This is a genomic window from Halodesulfovibrio oceani subsp. galateae (assembly GCF_055397225.1).
In genome coordinates this window covers 338066-355925 of sequence record NZ_AP042453.1, presented here as the reverse complement: position 1 = coordinate 355925, position 17860 = coordinate 338066, and the positions used below count along the sequence as shown (strand labels likewise).

Below are 17860 nucleotides of genomic sequence, written 5' to 3'. Positions count from 1 at the left end.
CAACGAAAACATCTACGCGTTTAATTTTGCGCTTTAAATCTACTGCTTTTAATTTTGGAGGAATCACTATGCGTTCTTGGTACTATATTCTTTCTGCTTTTTTAGTAATCAGTTTTGCTGCACCTGCTATGGCATCTAACGCCGTTACAGTAAAAGGTTCCACAACTGTTTTACCTATCATGCAACGAGCTGTTGAAGCATTTATCGCTGAAACCGGCACTCCTGTCGCTGTTTCCGGTGGTGGTTCTTCCAACGGCATTAAGGCGCTTCTCGATGGCAGCACCGATATCGCCATGGCATCCCGTAAAATGAAAGGCAAAGAAATCAAACTTGCCAATTCTAAAGACCTCAAGCCAGTTGAACACATTATCGCTCTTGATGCGGTTATCCCAATTGTTCACCCGTCCAACCCGATCAGCAACCTTACCTCTGCACAGCTTAAAGCTATCTACGAAGGCAAAGTTACTAACTGGAAAGAAGTTGGCGGAGCAGACGGCAAGATCATTGTTATTTCCCGCGATACATCTTCCGGCACATACGAAACCTGGCACAAGATCATCATGAAAAAAGCACGCGTATTCCCGGGTGCATTGCTTCAGGCTTCTTCCGGTGCAGTTATGCAGGCTGTTTCTAAAAACAAAAATGCAATCGCATACGACGGCATCGGCTACATCAACAGTACAGTAAAACCACTTTCTGTAGATGGTGTTACAGGCAGCGCCACCACTGCTAAAGACAAATCGTACCCAGTGGCTCGTACCTTACAAATTTACACTTCAGCTGCACCTGCACCTGCAGCAAACCAGCTCGTTGAATTCATCCTTTCTCCGAAAGGTCAGGATATCGTCGAGCAGGCTGGCTTCATCCGCCGTTAGAAAAGCCACCGAGCCTATCTGCCTGCCTTTCCATCCCATCGGGAAAGGCAGGCTTCATGCATCTGCACTATTGGGGACATACTATGCGGATTTCAAGACAACATAAGGAAATGGCAATCCACGGCAGCTTCTTTGCCATTGCCTCTACGAGTATTCTCGTTCTCACCCTCATAATGGTGTTTCTCATTATGGAGGGGCTGCCCATTTTTAACCAGATATCTGTTCCGGATTTTGTATTCGGTCAATTCTGGTACCCGACAGATGATCCTGCGGACTTCGGCATTTTGCCTATGATCACAGGGTCACTCGCTGTAACAGCATTTTCTTCCTGCATTGCCATTCCTTTGGGACTTATGACGGCAATTTATCTTGCAGAAATTGCCACACCGCGCATGCGTAGTTTCATCAAACCTCTTGTTGAAATGCTGCAGGCGCTCCCGTCAGTTGTTATCGGGTTTTTCGGTATGGTTGTGGTTGCTCCCCTGCTTCAGGAATGGTTCGGCATTGCAACAGGGCTTAACCTGTTTAACGCATCTGTCATGCTTGCTTTCATGGCAGTACCAACAATCACATCCATTGCAGAAGATGCGATTTTCAGTGTGCCTGAAGAACTCAGAGCTGCTTCACTCGCCCTTGGTGCCACAAAATGGCAGACCATTTCAGGTGTAGTTATTCCGGCATCCCTTCCGGGAATCAGCACTGCTGTCATTCTCGGGATGGCTCGTTCCATCGGCGAAACAATGGTTGTTCTGATGGTTGCAGGTGGTGCTGCAATGACACCTTCATCCATTTTTGATCCAGTACGCCCAATGCCAGCATCTATTGCAGCAGAAATGGCAGAAGCCCCATTCCAGAGCGAGCATTACTACGCCCTCTTTGCGACTGGCATGGTTCTGTTCTTGTTCACTCTGATGTTCAATATTCTTGCAGCATATATTGCAGAAAAGAAAAAACAAATCGGTACGGCTACGCTGTAGCAACGAGGAGAAGAGTATGTCTCAATTAGCAGACGCTACAGGAACATCCATGACACAGCTTACTCCGAATTTTTCCGGAACACGCTCGATGCGACAATTCATTCAAAAATGTATGTTCACCTTATTCAAGATGAGTGTAGCCATTAATGCACTTGCGTTAGCGATCATCTGTGGATTTGTATTATATTACGGTGCCCCAGCCATCTCATTAGAGTTTTTACTCGAAAGCCCGCGTAACGCCATGACAGAAGGCGGCATTTTTCCATGTATTCTTGGAACAATAGCTTTATCATACGGTGCAATGCTTATCGCTTTGCCGTGGGGTGTAGCCACTGCCATCTATCTTCATGAATATGCAAAACCGGGCAAAATAGTTCACCTTATCAGGCTAGCAATTAACAACCTAGCAGGTGTCCCCTCTGTTGTGTTCGGCTTATTCGGTCTGTCTCTCTTTGTTACCGTCCTTGGGATGGGAGTCTCGCTCCTCGCGGGAATGCTCACACTTGCTGCACTGGTTCTTCCTCTTATCATCGGAGCTTCAGAAGAAGCATTGCGAAGTGTTTCCCCGACATTCCGTGAAGCCTCTTTAGGACTTGGTGCAACAAAATGGCAGACAATCTACCGCATAGTACTCCCAGTCGCCGCACCGGGTATTTTAACTGGCGCAATTCTCTCTGTCGGACGCGCAGCCGGTGAAACTGCTGCAATTATGTTCACCGCCGCAATGTTCTTCTCACCACTGCTTCCGCAGTCTATTTTCGACAGTGTAATGGCGTTGCCATATCATATTTATGTTCTCGCTACAGCCGGTACAGATATTGAAATGACAAGACCTCTGCAGTACGGCACATCCCTTGTGCTTATTGCACTGGTATTGAGCATGAACTTTCTTGCAATTATGCTTCGTGCACGGATGCAGAAAAAACTTTCATAGCTAAATTAGTCCCCAAGCTAGAGCCACAATATAAAATGAGCCCGCAGAGTCACAACTCTACGGGCTCATTGCTCATTCAACTATTTCAACAAGACTAAACCGTTAGTGCTTGCTTAATGCTTGTTATTCGTTGCTAGCCACCGGTATTCTGTGTATTTTATGAAAAAACATGCAAGGGGCGCATATGGCCAACGAAAAATATCTTCTGAATGATGTGAGTTTTCTTGATATCCGCAACAGAAATGAAACACGCGTAATCAAGATTATGAAACAAGTTATGGAGACCCCTCCATACTACAAACCATCTGAAAAAGACCTGTTCGATATCTATGCATTGTCGCTCAATTCTCTCCCTGCACGCTATGCACAACAAGGGACAATTGTTTTGCGCGACCCTGTCCGAGACAAAGAAATTGAGGACTCTGTCCGTAAAGCATTCGCCATTGTTGTGGAAAACCCTAAACAATAATCTAGGACTATTATGATCTCCGTTGATACCCACATACACACGTTGTACTCCCACGGCAAAGCCACACCTGAAGAAATGTACGAGGCTGCCGTAAAAAAAGGGATTCGTGTATTCGGCTTCTCTGAACATTCTGCACGACCGCTCGCTATGAGCTACCCACGAGAATACAGAGAGCATTTAGCAGCACATTGGGACACCTACATTGAAAAAGTGACAGCTCTGAAAGACAATAATGACGGAGTTACTGTTCTGCTGGGTATTGAGATGGATTGGATGGAAGGGAACGAAGAGTTCATTAAATCTGAACTTGCAAAGCACGACTTCGACTATGTGCTCTGCGGCATCCATTTTCTGGAAAACTGGGGATTTGATTACGCGAAAGCTGACTGGGAATCACTGCATCAAAATGAGCTGGTCGCAATTTATGAGAAGTACTATGACACCATGATCACCATGGCTGAAACAGGTATTTTTGACACCATTGCTCATCCGGACATCATTAAAATTTTTTCCTGCGATCAGTTCTCTACATGGATCGCTACAGAAAAAGCACAGATTTTAGTACGCAAGGCACTAACTGCGGTTCGTGATGCAGGTATGTCCATGGAAATTTCTTCTGCCGGTATTCGTAAACTGTGTCAGGAAATTTACCCATGTGAAAGCATCATGAGTATCGCAGGCAGTCTTGAATTACCGATTACATTTGGTTCCGATGCACACTCAACCATGTCTGTTGCATTCAACTTCGATAAACTCGAAGAGCACGCACGCAAATTCGGGTACACCGAGAGTGTCTATTTTAAAAATCGAAAAATGCATTCACGTCCGTTCTAACTGACACGTATGCTGAATAAACATTCCAGATTCCACAGCCTCATACAGATTGCAGGAGTCCACGACGTGCAGGAAACACACATGCTTGCTGATTGTGGCGTGCACTGTGTGGGGCTGCCTTTACGTTTACCGGTTAATAAAGAAGACATTACTGAGGATGAGGCACGCACTATCATCCAGATGACTCGTGCACAAATTCTTCCCGTATGCATAACTTATCTAGCTAAAGCAAAAGACATTGCCCAATTCTGCAAAGAACTGGACGTTACCCATGTACAACTCCACGGACACATTGATCTGAAGGAGTTGCAAAAGTTAGCCGCTATTGCACCGAATCTCTATGTCATCAAATCGCTGGTGGTAGAGGCAGATGGAAGCAACAAAGAAGCCCTGTTACAAGCTGTTGCCGAGACTGCCCCGTATGTTGATGCATATATTACTGACACGCACAATCCAAAAACCGGAGCAGACGGTGCTACTGGCTTAACGCACGACTGGAATATTTCTGCCCTGCTCGTTCAACAGTCACCGCACCCTGTTATTCTGGCAGGCGGCTTAACTGCTGAAAATGTTGCGGACGCTATCCGCTTTGTAAAACCGGCAGGAGTTGATGCGCATACTGGTGTAGAAGACTCTACAGGTAGGAAAAGCCAAGCTTTCGTATGCAAATTTGCTGAAGAATCAGCTAAAGCGTTCGCAGAAATCACGGTCTAACCGCTTCTCCCCCAAGGAATTACAGCGCTTCTGCCAGTTCTATCTTCTTGTGAATCTCATTGATTTACAGTATGTATCCTGCGTGGGCTAAGAAATTTCAAGAGCTGGCAGGCTCAACAGACAAGGAGTGACAGAATGGACTTTATTTTCTTTTTTCTCGGAATGGCAGCAGTATTTGGTGCATTATACTTCATCAAAAAAACTAGCTAATAGCCGCAACCACGTACCGTGTGGGTACTGGTTGACCGGAATACCGGTCTATTTTAGGACATGAACTCATGCAGTTCATGTCCTTTTTTGTGGTCTACATCACAGCAAGCACGTAGAAGTTAGCATAGTATGAGAAAATATTTTGCGAGCAATCCACCTAACTCTGCAAATAAGAATTTTGCATAATAGGGTAAAAAAATAATTTTTTCCATCACAAGGCATTAATACTAAGTGTAGTAGTCGCTACTACACACCTTCAAAATTTACGGAAAAAATCTTTTATTATGTCGAGCGCGGGTTTAATAGCCCAACCAACTAATTTTCCCGACATAAAAAGATCAAACCTAATCGGGGTCAAGGGGACAGTGCCCCTTGTGGATGCAAGGCAAAGCCTGCCCGCCGGAGGCATCACCACAGGCGCCAAAGCCCTCCATATAAAAAACATCTGTCAGCTAACCGACAGATGACTAAAGCATTACAGATGTACTCTTTCCCCAGAATTACTGTTTTTTCACCAAAAGTAGACGAGGTTGTAGACGATGTCTCAAAAAATTGTAACGCCCCATATCCTACGGCGCGTTATTCAGTATCTTTTTCTCTTTTTCTGTCTCTTTATTGGCTACCGCCTCTTTCAGCATTTCATATGGGCAACAGGACAATCATCTGCATTCGTCCCAAAGCCGCCTTCTGTTGAAGCATTCCTTCCTATCAGCGCACTCATGGCAGCAAAACAGTTCATTCTCACGAACAAGTGGGACATGGTTCACCCTGCCGGACTAACGCTTTTCTTTGCCTTCATCTGGATGGCGCTTCTTTTCCGGAAAAGTTTCTGCGGATACATTTGTCCTGTAGGTCTCATTTCCAACCTTACAGAACAACTTGGTCGTAAATTAAAATTACAAAAAGAATTGCCTCTAAAAGCAGCGCGCATTCTATCTATCCCCAAATACATTATCCTCGGCGGATTTGCTTATTTCATTGTCATTAATATGAGCACTCGCCAGATTAGCAGCTTTCTGACTCTTCCGTACAACTATGTTGCTGATTCCAAAATGCTGGCATTTTTCCTTGCCCCGTCTGCAACAACACTTATTGTCATTGCCGTTCTCGCCATTGTCTCACTTTTTATCCGTAATTTCTGGTGTCGATTCCTCTGCCCATACGGCGCCCTGCTAGGGATCTGTTCAACATTCAGTCCGACAGCAATCACACGAGATGCTGACACTTGTATCTCCTGCGGTAAATGTAGAAAAATATGTCCCGCAGCTATCCATGTTGATGAGCGCAAGGCAGTGCATTCTCCAGAATGTGTTGGTTGTGCAGAGTGCATAGGAGTATGCCCAGTTAACGATTGCCTCACGGTTCGCACATTCAACAAAAAAGTTCCCTTCGCGACCATTGCCGTCGGGTGTCTCGCCATTCTGTTAACATTCTATGGAATCGCCGTACTCACAGGTCACTGGTACTCAGATGCCACGCCCGAGCTTATCCGCAAATTCCATATGATGATCTTCAACAAATAACACCCTCCTCTTATTAGATTAAGAGAAGAAACAATTTAAGCATGTTAGGCAACCTTTTCCATTCGAAAGGTTGCCTTTTTTCTGGCACGTCTTATACATTCCAGATAAAGAAATTTATTCATATTCATTCAGGCCATTGATCATTTTCGTAAGGAGACTCGAGAACAATGACAAGCAACTTAAAAACAATGATGTTACTTGCCCTACTCTCCGGTATTATTATCTTTTTGGGCGGTGTACTTGGCGGTAAAGGCGGAATCATAATCGCTTTTGCTCTGGCACTTTTCATGAACGTTGGTAGCTACTGGTATTCAGATAAAATTGTTCTTCGTATGTACGGCGCACAAGAAGTAGGCCCGCACGACGCACCAATGCTGCATCAAATCGTAGACGAACTAGCACATAAAGCTGGTATCCCAAAGCCGCGTATCTGTGTCATTCCCGAACAGGCACCAAACGCGTTTGCTACAGGTCGTGACCCTGAACACGGTGTTGTAGCCGTTACTCAAGGCATCATGCAGCTTCTTTCTACTGAAGAGCTTAAGGGTGTTCTGGCACACGAGATTGGCCACATTACCAACCGCGATATCCTGATCCAGTCCATTGCTGGTGTAATGGCTACCGCCATCGTCAGTATCGCTAACTTCATGCAGTTTGCCGCAATCTTCGGATTTGCAAGTGGTGACGATGAAGAAGGTTCAAATCCGTTTGCAGCGCTGCTGCTTGCGTTTGTCGCACCAGTCGCAGCCAGCCTTATCCAGTTTGCAATCTCCCGTTCTCGCGAATATCTCGCAGATGACACAGGAGCACGTCTTGCTGGTAACCCGCTCTATCTTGCATCCGCATTGGAAAAGCTTAATGGCTATTCGCAGCGCGTGCCGATGCAACATGGTAATCAGGCAACCGCTCACATGTTTATTGTTAATCCTTTTGCAGGCGCAAACATGGCTAAATTATTTAGCACACACCCGCCAATTGAAGAACGCGTAAGCAGACTTCGCCAAATGGCACACAGGTAATCACCAGCCCCGCATTGCGGGGCTTTTTTTATGCTGCTAAGTTGTGGTAATAGCCAGCGTGTTTGTCTTCGACGACTCTCCGAGGGGCAAGGGCTCTGCCCTGCACCCGCGAGAGGGACGCCCTCTCAACTGCGTTTTTTGAGAAACGACTTATTTTGAAATATTAGCTAAATGTTAACCACACTTGCTTAGCTATACGATGTTAGAAACGAGAATCAGGAGATGCTTGCTAAGAGTTTCGCAAGGGGCTACAACCCGACTCTAATTTACGATTAATAAAAGAGACTGTAGAGAGCATTTATGATTGAACTTGGTGAATTAATTTCTTCTGTCGGCGGCTGGAGCAACATTTATGTTGTTAAAGATGCACCTAACATGTGTGTTAAGGTGCTTGCACCACACCGCAAATATCAAGGTGAAAAACCTGATCCTAATCTAGTGGCGAAAAAAAAATACGGCATCGATAACATGCTTGAATTTGAATACGCTAACTATCAGAAGATTATTAATTGCGTGCCTGACACACTCAAAAAACACTTTGTACGCATGGAAGGTATGCAAATGACCTCCATCGGCGTTCGAGGGTTAGTTATGGAGCGCGTCATGACTACCGACGGTTCCACTGCGCCAAGCCTTGATCACTACAAGAGCACTCCACTTCCTGATGCTTTCTTCTGCAAATTAGAGCAACTTAGGCGTGATGTGTTTCTTAAACATTCCCTTGATCACTTTGGCGTTGCACGCAGAAATGTGCTTGTGAAAGATGACCATACTCCGGTACTTATCGATTTTCAGAAAAACCGTCGTATCTACCGTAGTCAAATTAATCTTTATATTCCGTACTTCACACGCCTCAAAGTCACTCGTAACTTTCAGCGCCTCTACAGAGAAGCACAAGTTCAAGATTGGACAACCGTTTCTAAACTCAACTGTACTGAATAGCTCGTTCGCCGTTCTCTAACACATGAAAGTTTGGTGATAACAAAAACATCACAGTAATAAATCACCCTACGATACTAACTTCCCGTTCCTATACAAAAGCAAAAGCTCAGAACTTACCAATAGTTCTGAGCTTTTTTTATATGCAAACTTTATAGTTAGGATTCATCAAGCTACTACATCGAGCCATATGAACATTGCTTATTGCGAAAACTGCTTACCACATAGTTAAACGATACAAATTCGCGGTCGAGGGGGCGTCCCCCTCGTGGGTGGAGGGCAAAGCCCCTCGCCGAAGGCACCAAAACGCTTCGCGCCTGCCTCACTTTCAATCCACCTATCATAATCTAGACAATTGCAGACAATGCCGTTTCTACATACACTACTTGCATGAAAGACATTCACCACGAACTTATCGACTTTATTGAATCCGGCAGCCCCTTTCACCGATTCCTTAACATCCAAGTAATTGATGCTAAGCCCGGCTTCATTAAGCTACGCCTTCCGTACAAGGAAGAGTTTGGCGGGAACATGGAGCGTGGAATATTACATGGGGGTATATCCTCCATGTTTGTTGATATTGTTGCGGCATCTACTTTGTGGACACACCTTGGCCCAGAAGATAAGACCGCAACTATTGACCTGCGTGTAGACTACCAACGCCCTGCAATGCTGGAAGATTTGATAGGAGAAGGCGAAGTGCGAATGCTTGGAAACTCAATTGCGAATGTACATGTCCGACTCTACAGTGCTTCAACTCCAGACACAGTTCAGGCGGAAGGACGCGCTGTTTTTCATATAAAACGCAAGAAATAGCGAACTACTTACACCCAATTAGATGCGATATATAGCACATACAAAAAACGCTGTTCAGATTAACTGAACAGCGTTTTTAAACTGTTTCTAAGCAGAGAGGCGTGAGTACTGCTCAGAGACAGGGTCTACTATCTTCATGCAAAACCTTACAGAACGCCCCTTCCCCCGAACGGTACGCTTTGAACAGAACGAATCTGTCTATAAGATTTCGCAGCACACAACAGTGTGCTTAATTTTTCTAGTCGGCCTGCTTACGAATAAAAGACGGGATTTCGAAATCTTCTTCGAAAACAAAAGTGTCTTTTCCAGGTTCGTGAGCGTGACGTACTTTTTGGGCGCGCTGTGCTGCTTGAGCACTACGGCGAATGTACGTTGGCACGTTAGTGTCATCAGCTTTAAAGTCGTAACCTTCACGTGCTGGCTCTGGATGGGTAATATCCATCTTTGGCTCTACACGAGGAGTAGATACAGACTGTGGCTCTCTAACTGGCTGCGGAGCAGCTTGAGTTGGCTGAGCATGCTGAACCGGCTGTACGGGCTGTACGGGCGCTACCTGAGCTGGCTGAACCGGCTGCACTGCAGCAGGCTGTACAGGTTGTACTGGCTGAGCTTGCTGTGGCTGCGGAGTAGGCTGTGCAGACGGAGCAGCATATACCTGCTGTGTCTGAGGAGCCTGTACCGGAGCTGCCTGAACAGGCTGAGCCTGCGGAGCCTGATATGACTGAGACTGAGGAGCTTGGTATGCCTGTGTCTGCGGAGCAGGGGCAGCTTCAGCACGTGGTGCACTTGCACGGGCGGATGATAGAGACGTTACGCTGCGCGCACCATTGCTGTTAATCGCAACGCCTGATCCGTTTCCCTGTGTTCCAGTGTCCATAGTATCAATGCCGGTAGCAATAACTGTAATACGCATTTCATCACCAACAGTATCGTCGAATACAGTACCAAAGAAGATACGTGCATCGTCGTGTGCTGCTTCCTGAATTGCGCCAGCTGCTTCACTAACTTCATCAATAGTAAGATCCGGACCACAAGTAATGTTCATCAGAACACCACGAGCTCCGTCAATAGATACATCTTCAAGCAGTGGACTGGTGATTGCCTTCATCGCGGCTTCGCGAGCACGGCCTTCACCAATAGAACTGCCGGAACCCATCATAGCAAGACCGGATTCGCCCATGACTGCTTTTACGTCAGCAAAGTCAAGGTTGATAAGACCCGGAACCATAATGAGGTCGGAAATACCTTTAACTGCGAAGTATAAAACTTCATCAGCTTTTTTAAGCATTTCTACGAAAGTTGCTTTTTTGGAAGCCAAAGAAAGCAGACGATCGTTAGGGATGGTGATGAGAGAATCTACGTGCTCACGGAATGCCTCTATACCAGCATCCGCAGCTTCCTGACGCTTTTTGCCTTCAAAGAAGAAAGGCTTGGTTACTACACCAACAGTCAGAGCGCCCATCTCTTTTGCTACCTGAGCAATAACTGGTGCTGCACCAGTACCGGTGCCGCCACCCATGCCTGCGGTAACAAAAACCATATCCGCTTCGCCGATGGCGTTACGAATTTGGTCAATAGATTCCTGTGCAGCTTCACGGCCAACTGCAGGATTCGCGCCTGCACCTAAACCTTTTGTGAGCTTATCACCAAGTTGAATTTTAATTTCTGCCTGAGAATTGTTAAGCGCCTGTACATCAGTGTTTGCAGTAATAAACGTAACACCCTTTAGTACGGAGCTTATCATGTTGTTGACGGCATTGCCTCCGCCGCCACCAACCCCGACAACCTTAATCTTCGCTTGGCTGTCGTTTTCAATTTCATGAAATTCCATACGCCTCTCCTTTTGCCAATACCTAGGTTACTTGTAGACCCATTAACGTATTATTAGTTACAGGAGCGTCTAAGAGACATCTGTAAACCATTTTTTCATTGTCGTTAGCACTTTATTGAATGTAGAGCTTTCACGCTTTGGACTGCTGCTACTAAAGTGTATATCGAAATCTTCTTTTTCAGATCCGTAGTTAAGCAGTCCAACTGCTGTTGCGAACTTAGGACTGTTAACGACATCCTTCAGACCACCCACACCGCGCGGGTAACCGATTCGGGTTGGTAGTCCAAAAATTTGCTCACCAAGTTCCTGGCAACCTTCAATAAGTGAAGTGCCGCCTGTAAGAACAATGCCCGCACCAATAAGATTCTTAAACCCGGACCGTATTAGCTCTTGATCAACGAGAGTAAGAATCTCTTCCATGCGCGGTTCACAAATTTCTGCCAAAACCTGACGAGAGAGCTTTCTCGGTTCTCTACCGCCAACGCTTGGCACTTCGATAACTTCATCACCTTGCACTATTTCAGCCAGTGCACAGCCGTACTTCATCTTAATTTTTTCCGCACTCACCATTGGAGTACGCAAACCAAAAGCAATATCGTTGGTAAGATTCTGTCCACCAAGCGGTATAACCGCTGTATGTTTAACAGAATCATCTGCAAATACGGCAATATCGGTAGTTCCGCCACCAATATCTACGAGTGCAACACCAATTTCATTTTCTTCTGCGGTAAGTACAGCTTTTGAGGACGCCCAAGCTTCGAGAACTATATCGGAAACATCAAGGCCGCTTCTATGACAAGAACGAACAATATTTTGAGCGCTTGTCACTGCCCCTGTTACGATATGTACCCGAACTTCCAGGCGAACGCCCGCCATGCCGAGCGGATCAGCAATCCCGTGCTGATCATCAACAATAAATTCTTGTGGCAATGTGTGAATTACTTCGCGGTCAAGTGGAATAGCTACAGCTTTTGCTGCATCCATCACTCGCTCAACGTCACGGCTACAAACTTCGCCGCCTTTTACAGCAATCACACCATGGCTGTTGAAGCCTTTTATATGGCTGCCGGCAATACCGGTATATACTGAAGCAATTTCGCACCCCGCCATTAATTCAGCTTCTTCCAAAGCCTTCTTAATTGACTGTACGGTCTGCTCGATATTTACCACCACGCCTTTACGCAAACCAGTGGATGGAGCGGTTCCAATGCCCACAATATCGACCCCGCCCGGAGAAGGTTCTCCGACTACGGCACAAATTTTTGTCGTTCCAATATCAAGGCCCACAATGAGGTCGGACTTAGACATGCAACACTCCTCTTTATCTAGCTTGCCGGTTTGGACGTAATCCCAGTATTCACCCAGACGTTTTTATCTTCCGCCTTGATGCTGCGAACATTTGCAAATTCGCTACGTCGTTTCAGGTCGTCAATGGTGGCGACCAAATGACGCACGTTTGAAGACCAGTTTTCTACGCCAATACTCAGCAGAATATTTTCTGACTCCAGAAACATCGTAATGCCACCGCTCAAACTCAGTTTAATCCATGCAGCCTTTTGTGATGAAACTGGAAGTCTAGAAGAATCCAGTTCTGCCACCAATTGTGGCAAACGCTGCAATAGATGCTCTGTGCCGGCTTCTACAGATAAAAAAGGAAGGGAGGCAAATTTATACGTGCCTACGTAGTCAATGGGGTTTCCTTTTTCATCTGCATACACAATACGATTATCTTGCCGCATCCAGTACCTTGGTTTGCGCTCTTCAATAGTGATCGCAAGATTACCCGGTAACTGACGCTTAACTGATACGTTTTCAACCCAAGGGCTGCGAAGCAGTTTGTACTCTATATCGGAAATATTTACTGCTAGACTGTTCTCACCATTTTTAAGGTGAGCTAGATTCAAAACGTCTTCTTGTTCCAAACGAACATTTCCAGAAATCTGAATTTTCTGCACCGCAAAAAAAGTACTGTTTGTAATGGAACGATAACTGAATAACAGTCCGATACTTATTATGACAATAAATGTCGATCCAGTAAAGAGGGTTATCGCCCAAGAAAGCAACAAAGAAGTACCTTTTGCATGGATAAAATCGGAAAGCAGACGTCTATAGCTTTTCTTCACTAAAGAATAAGGAGCTTTTTTTTGCCTTCTTGCAGCCATAGTGCGTTACCCAATTACTTTTACTTCGAGCTCTAATGAATACCCAGAATCGGCCAAAACAGTTTGTTGCGCCATATGCAACAACTCGAATGCTTCTTTGCTTGTGCCGTTATTAATGTTGATAAGAAAATTTGCATGCAGTGGTGAGAAAGCAACACCACCATAAATTTTTCCTTTAAATCCAGACCTATCGAGAAGCATACCGGCACTAATGCCTTCCGCAGGATTCTTAAAAACACACCCTGCGCTGTGTGCAGAAACGGGCTGAGTAGCTTTTTTTCTTATTAGATTATCATCGATAACTTTTCTTATTTTTTGAGAATCGCTTTTATATAGCTTGAAGGCGCTACTCAAAATAACGGGCTGCTCATTTACAGTCGGAATAGAAAAATGTCTATACTGTAATACTACATCTGTTTTTTTGAACACTGCAGTACCAATTTTTTTTATGAAAACTTCTACAAACTCTAAACAGTCTACAACCTCACAACCGTAAGATCCGGCATTCATTGCCACTGCTCCGCCCACAGTTCCGGGTACTCCGGCCAATCCTTCCAGCCCTGCATACCCATGATTTGCGCACCAATTTAAAAAACGGGGCAGGCGGTAGCCCGCCCCGACATGTACAGTGACAGTATCATCGGTTTCATCAATGCAAACCGGATCAGTGGTAACAGCAGGATTAACAATCACTACTGGCAGCTCGCCATCTTTCGCAAGCAAATTGCTTCCGCGTCCAATAACAAGGGGCTCTCCGCCCAAAGAATGTAGAATATCCGGCAACTGTTCACAGTCATCAGCGTGCGTCAACACCACTTCCGCAATGGCGCTGCCGCCCATGCGAAGTGTCGTACGCTTACTGAAAGAAAAAGTCTGATGAACAGTAATCGCCATTAGTTAGCTCCATCCAAATATCCCTGACCAACAGTCCAGATATTGCCCGCGCCCAATGTAATGAAAACATCGCCGTTCTGTAATTCCTCAGGCAACTTTGCAGAAACTGCTTCAAAATCTTCGCAGTATTCCACTTTAGTTGAAGATGCCTGACGAATGCCGTGTGCCAACGATTCACCGTTAATGCCTGGAATCGGAGACTCGGATGCTGGATAAATTTCTGTAAGCAACAGCTTGTCCACACCTTCGAATGCGGTGCAGAACTGGCCGAACAATGCCTGAGTGCGGCTGAAACGATGCGGCTGGAATGCCACAACAAGCCTGCGATCAGGGAAGCATTGACGCGCTGTACGAATTGTAGCTGCTACTTCTACAGGGTGATGACCGTAATCATCAATAACGAGAACGCCATTGCGCTCACCTTTACGCTCAAAGCGACGACCAACGCCGTTGAAACCGGTAAGGCCGGAGAGACATTTTTCCGGAGAGATGCCGGATTCAATAGCAACGCCGATTGCACCAAGGGCATTTAAAATATTATGACGTCCCGGCTGTGAAAGCAGAACATCGCCAAGTTCTTTTCCGTCAAAAACAACGGTGAACTCAGATTTTTCGCCGCATGACTTTTCAATAGCGCGAATATCGTTTCCTTCTTCAAAACCGTAAGTGATCACGCGGCGCTTAATCTGCGGGAGAAGACGCTGTACGCCTTTGTCATCACCGCACACAACGTTTGCGCCATAAAATGGAACACTATTCATAAACTGAACAAACGCTGCATCGATTTCTTCCTGTCCGGAATAGAAATCAAGATGATCACAATCAACGTTGGTAACAACAGTGATGATCGGGAACAAGCACAGGAATGAACCATCAGACTCATCTGCTTCTGCAATCAAGAACTCACCGGCACCAAGACGTGCATTTGCACCATACGCGTTAAGCCGACCACCTATAATAACTGTCGGGTCCGTATTTGCTTCGTCAAAAATAGCTGCAGTCAGCGAGGTGGTGGTGGTTTTACCATGAGTACCGGCAATCGCAATACCAAGACGAAGACGCATAAGCTCTGCAAGCATTTCTGCACGCGGGATAATCGGAATGCCCATTCGGGCTGCTGCTACAATTTCCGGATTATCGGCAGAGATTGCCGTGGAACGCACAACAACCTGTGCGTCTGTAATATTGGCTTCTGAATGACCGATGTTCACATTTGCGCCAAGTCCGCGAAGTCGCTGAACAGGGGCACCATTAGATACATCAGAACCAGTTACGTTAAAGTCTAGGTTCAATAATACTTCAGCAATGCCGCTCATTCCTGAGCCACCAATGCCGACCATGTGGATATTTTTAATTTTAGAAATCATATTCTAATCCGTTGATTCATTTTTTTCCGGTTCATTATAAGGGTGAACCAGAGATTCAAGAGAAGATTTGGGCAGCAGATCCAGTATACAGCTCACAACACTTGCTGCGGCCTCCGGTCTACCAAGTTTTTTGGCTGCCACACTCATAGACTGAAGCTTTTCGTCGCTTGTCAGTAATTCAGTCACGATGGAATTCATATCTTTTTGGTCAAGCTCACGTTCTTCCACCACCACAGCTGCACCCTTTGTTTCCAAATAGCGGGCATTATGCACTTGGTGATTATGCGTTGCATGAGGATACGGAATATAGAGCGCCGGCTTACCGGCAACTGTCAATTCTGCAATTGTCGTTGCACCTGCGCGGCAAATAACCAAGTCAGCTGCGGTATACGCCGCCGCCATGTCATCTACAAACGGTTCAACAATGTATTGATCCATCCGTGCTTCAGCATACGCAGCCTGAATTCGTTCAAAATCAGTCTTGCCTGTTTGATGATGGACTGTGCAGCCAAGTTTTTTCAATGTCGGTAACATATCGACAACTGCACTGTTTACAGCTTTAGCACCAAGGCTGCCACCGCAAACAAAAACAGACGGTGCAGCAGCGTCCAATGTTTTAGAAGCATTACGGATATCCGCAATGGCTGCACGGACAGGATTACCTGTCAGGACTGTGTAGTCCGGTTCAAAAAATTCCTGTTCATCCGGCAGTGAGATAAAAATGCGCTTGGCAACTTTACTCAGCAATCTGTTAGTTAAGCCGGGAACAGAGTTCTGTTCGTGAATTGCAACCGGAACGCCGCATAATTTGCCGCCAACGCAACCGGCAACAGCAGCATAGCCACCAAAACCGATTACAACATCCGGATTGAATTTTCGAATAATGCGCATGGACTTAAGGGCTGAAATGCCAAGTCCAACAAAAGCGCCGATGGCTTTTACCCCGCGACCGAGTACACCGCGAACAGGAAGAGCCACAAAAGGGATACCTGCTTTTTCTACCATCTGACGTTCCGGACCGTACTGTCCCCCGATAAAGAGAAACTCGGCCTCTGGAAAACGTCTTCTAATCTCTTCGGCAACAGCCAAAGCAGGAAAAACATGCCCGCCTGTGCCACCTGTGGTTAATACTACTCGTTTCATTTTCTACCTCTACTCTCGCGCTCTTCTTGGGAACGGGAAAAATTCAGTAAGAGACCAGTGCAGAGCAACATTGCGATAAGGTTACTGCCGCCGTAGCTCATAAAGGGCATGGCGATTCCTTTTGGAGGAGCAGCACCCATAACAACTGCGAGGTTCAACACAGCACCAAGGGAGATAATAAGAGCCAGTCCAAAAGTGATAAACTTATCCCGCAGTTCGGTCTGCTTGTAGGAAATGGTAAATGCTCTGAAGAGCACCATTCCCATCAACACGAAAAAGAGGGACATGCCCAAAAATCCGAGTTCCTCACCTACAACGGCCATAATAAAGTCGTTGTGGGCTTCCGGCAGATAGAACAACTTTTGCTTTCCTGCTCCAAGCCCTTGTCCGCTAAAGCCTCCTGAACCGAAAGCATAAAGCGATTGCACGAGCTGATAACTGATGCTGTCTGCATCCTTGAACGGATCAAGAAATGCCAGCAAGCGTCTATAGCGATACGGAGATTGCACAATCAACAGAGAACCGGCGCCTAAAGCAAGCAATCCGGAACCGCCGAGGTACAATGGACGAGTACCGCCATACCAGCACATGAAAAAGAGCAAAGCTGCCAGTACTGCTGCACCGCCGAAGTCCGGCTGAATCAGCAACAAGGCACATAAAAATGCAGTTATTAAAAACGGTGGGATAACACCTTTTGAAAACGTTTTGACTAATTCCTGCTTGGTGCTGAAAAAGTAGGAAAGGTACAGCACCAGAGAAATCTTCGCGAATTCCATCGGTTGAACCGAAAACGGCCCAACACTGATCCAACGACTTGCACCATTAACCTTAACCCCTAACGGAGAAAGTGTAATAATCAAAGCACATATTGACATGCCAAGCAGTGGATAATGCAGTTGATAGATCAGGCGTTTTGGCAGCATTGCACAAATACTCATGGCCACAAGACCAATACCGGCAAACATAAGTTGTCTTTGGAAAAAGTGATACTTACTTCCAAAATTACGCTCTGCCATAATGCCGCTGGAACTCAGAACCATTATCAGCCCGAACGCAAGAACACATAGGACTGCGATTAAAAGCATCCAGTCCATTGAAATTGTTGTGTCCTGTCGTTTATCAGCCATGCAATGACTCCACACTTCGCCGAAAT

At 45.9% G+C, this 17860-nt stretch carries 16 protein-coding genes and 1 pseudogene; 10 read left to right on the top strand and 7 right to left on the bottom strand.

Features of this window, described 5'->3' with window-relative positions; all coding sequences use genetic code 11:
- Window positions 1–68: 68 nt before the first annotated feature.
- From ACZ5V1_RS01510 to ACZ5V1_RS01465, 10 genes are all read left to right on the top strand, one after another.
- On the top strand, window positions 69–875 hold the full coding sequence (locus ACZ5V1_RS01510) for a phosphate ABC transporter substrate-binding protein (protein ID WP_464390283.1): 807 nt from the start codon (window positions 69–71) through the stop codon (window positions 873–875).
- 83 nt (window positions 876–958) lie between these two features.
- On the top strand, window positions 959–1852 hold the full coding sequence (gene pstC, locus ACZ5V1_RS01505) for a phosphate ABC transporter permease subunit PstC (RefSeq protein WP_464390282.1): 894 nt from the start codon (window positions 959–961) through the stop codon (window positions 1850–1852).
- A 49-nt stretch (window positions 1853–1901) separates the two neighbouring features.
- Window positions 1902–2786, top strand: coding sequence for a phosphate ABC transporter permease PstA (gene pstA, locus ACZ5V1_RS01500; protein WP_464391597.1), 885 nt, complete (start codon window positions 1902–1904; stop codon window positions 2784–2786).
- Window positions 2787–2970: 184 nt separating this feature from the next.
- Window positions 2971–3255 (top strand): late competence development ComFB family protein, encoded by a 285-nt coding sequence (locus ACZ5V1_RS01495; protein WP_464390281.1) that lies wholly within the window; start codon window positions 2971–2973, stop codon window positions 3253–3255.
- A 12-nt stretch (window positions 3256–3267) separates the two neighbouring features.
- On the top strand, window positions 3268–4089 hold the full coding sequence (locus tag ACZ5V1_RS01490) for a histidinol-phosphatase (RefSeq protein WP_464390280.1): 822 nt from the start codon (window positions 3268–3270) through the stop codon (window positions 4087–4089).
- A gap of 66 nt (window positions 4090–4155) precedes the next feature.
- Window positions 4156–4803 (top strand): phosphoribosylanthranilate isomerase, encoded by a 648-nt coding sequence (locus ACZ5V1_RS01485; RefSeq protein WP_464390279.1) that lies wholly within the window; start codon window positions 4156–4158, stop codon window positions 4801–4803.
- Between the two features lie 749 nt (window positions 4804–5552).
- A complete protein-coding gene (locus ACZ5V1_RS01480; RefSeq protein ID WP_464390278.1) occupies window positions 5553–6536 on the top strand; it encodes a 4Fe-4S binding protein in 984 nt (327 codons plus the stop codon).
- A 167-nt stretch (window positions 6537–6703) separates the two neighbouring features.
- Window positions 6704–7555, top strand: coding sequence for a zinc metalloprotease HtpX (locus tag ACZ5V1_RS01475; RefSeq protein ID WP_464390277.1), 852 nt, complete (start codon window positions 6704–6706; stop codon window positions 7553–7555).
- Between the two features lie 300 nt (window positions 7556–7855).
- The gene (locus ACZ5V1_RS01470) at window positions 7856–8497 is read left to right on the top strand and encodes a YrbL family protein (RefSeq protein WP_464390276.1); all 642 of its coding nucleotides are present in this window, start codon (window positions 7856–7858) and stop codon (window positions 8495–8497) included.
- Between the two features lie 387 nt (window positions 8498–8884).
- Window positions 8885–9310: a PaaI family thioesterase gene (locus tag ACZ5V1_RS01465; RefSeq protein ID WP_373793305.1), complete on the top strand. Its 426-nt coding sequence runs from the start codon at window positions 8885–8887 to the stop codon at window positions 9308–9310.
- 879 nt (window positions 9311–10189) lie between these two features.
- Here ACZ5V1_RS01465 and ftsZ read toward each other — a convergent pair.
- The 7 genes and pseudogenes from ftsZ to ftsW all read right to left on the bottom strand — a co-directional run.
- Window positions 10190–11141: pseudogene (gene ftsZ / locus ACZ5V1_RS01460) on the bottom strand (cell division protein FtsZ); the annotation flags it as partial.
- Window positions 11142–11210: 69 nt separating this feature from the next.
- Window positions 11211–12449, bottom strand: a complete 1239-nt coding sequence (ftsA, locus tag ACZ5V1_RS01455) for a cell division protein FtsA (RefSeq protein WP_464390275.1) — start codon at window positions 12447–12449, stop codon at window positions 11211–11213.
- A gap of 17 nt (window positions 12450–12466) precedes the next feature.
- Window positions 12467–13303, bottom strand: coding sequence for a cell division protein FtsQ/DivIB (locus ACZ5V1_RS01450; RefSeq protein WP_464390274.1), 837 nt, complete (start codon window positions 13301–13303; stop codon window positions 12467–12469).
- A 6-nt stretch (window positions 13304–13309) separates the two neighbouring features.
- Window positions 13310–14197 (bottom strand): UDP-N-acetylmuramate dehydrogenase, encoded by an 888-nt coding sequence (gene murB / locus ACZ5V1_RS01445; RefSeq protein ID WP_464390273.1) that lies wholly within the window; start codon window positions 14195–14197, stop codon window positions 13310–13312.
- On the bottom strand, window positions 14197–15564 hold the full coding sequence (gene murC / locus ACZ5V1_RS01440; protein ID WP_464390272.1) for a UDP-N-acetylmuramate--L-alanine ligase: 1368 nt from the start codon (window positions 15562–15564) through the stop codon (window positions 14197–14199). Before murC ends, murB begins: the two co-directional genes overlap by 1 nt.
- A gap of 3 nt (window positions 15565–15567) precedes the next feature.
- Entirely contained in the window at window positions 15568–16707 is a 1140-nt protein-coding gene (murG, locus tag ACZ5V1_RS01435) for an undecaprenyldiphospho-muramoylpentapeptide beta-N-acetylglucosaminyltransferase (RefSeq protein WP_464390271.1), read from the bottom strand.
- On the bottom strand, window positions 16704–17834 hold the full coding sequence (ftsW, locus tag ACZ5V1_RS01430) for a putative lipid II flippase FtsW (protein WP_464390270.1): 1131 nt from the start codon (window positions 17832–17834) through the stop codon (window positions 16704–16706). The genes murG and ftsW overlap by 4 nt, the downstream gene beginning before the upstream one ends.
- Window positions 17835–17860: the final 26 nt, after the last annotated feature.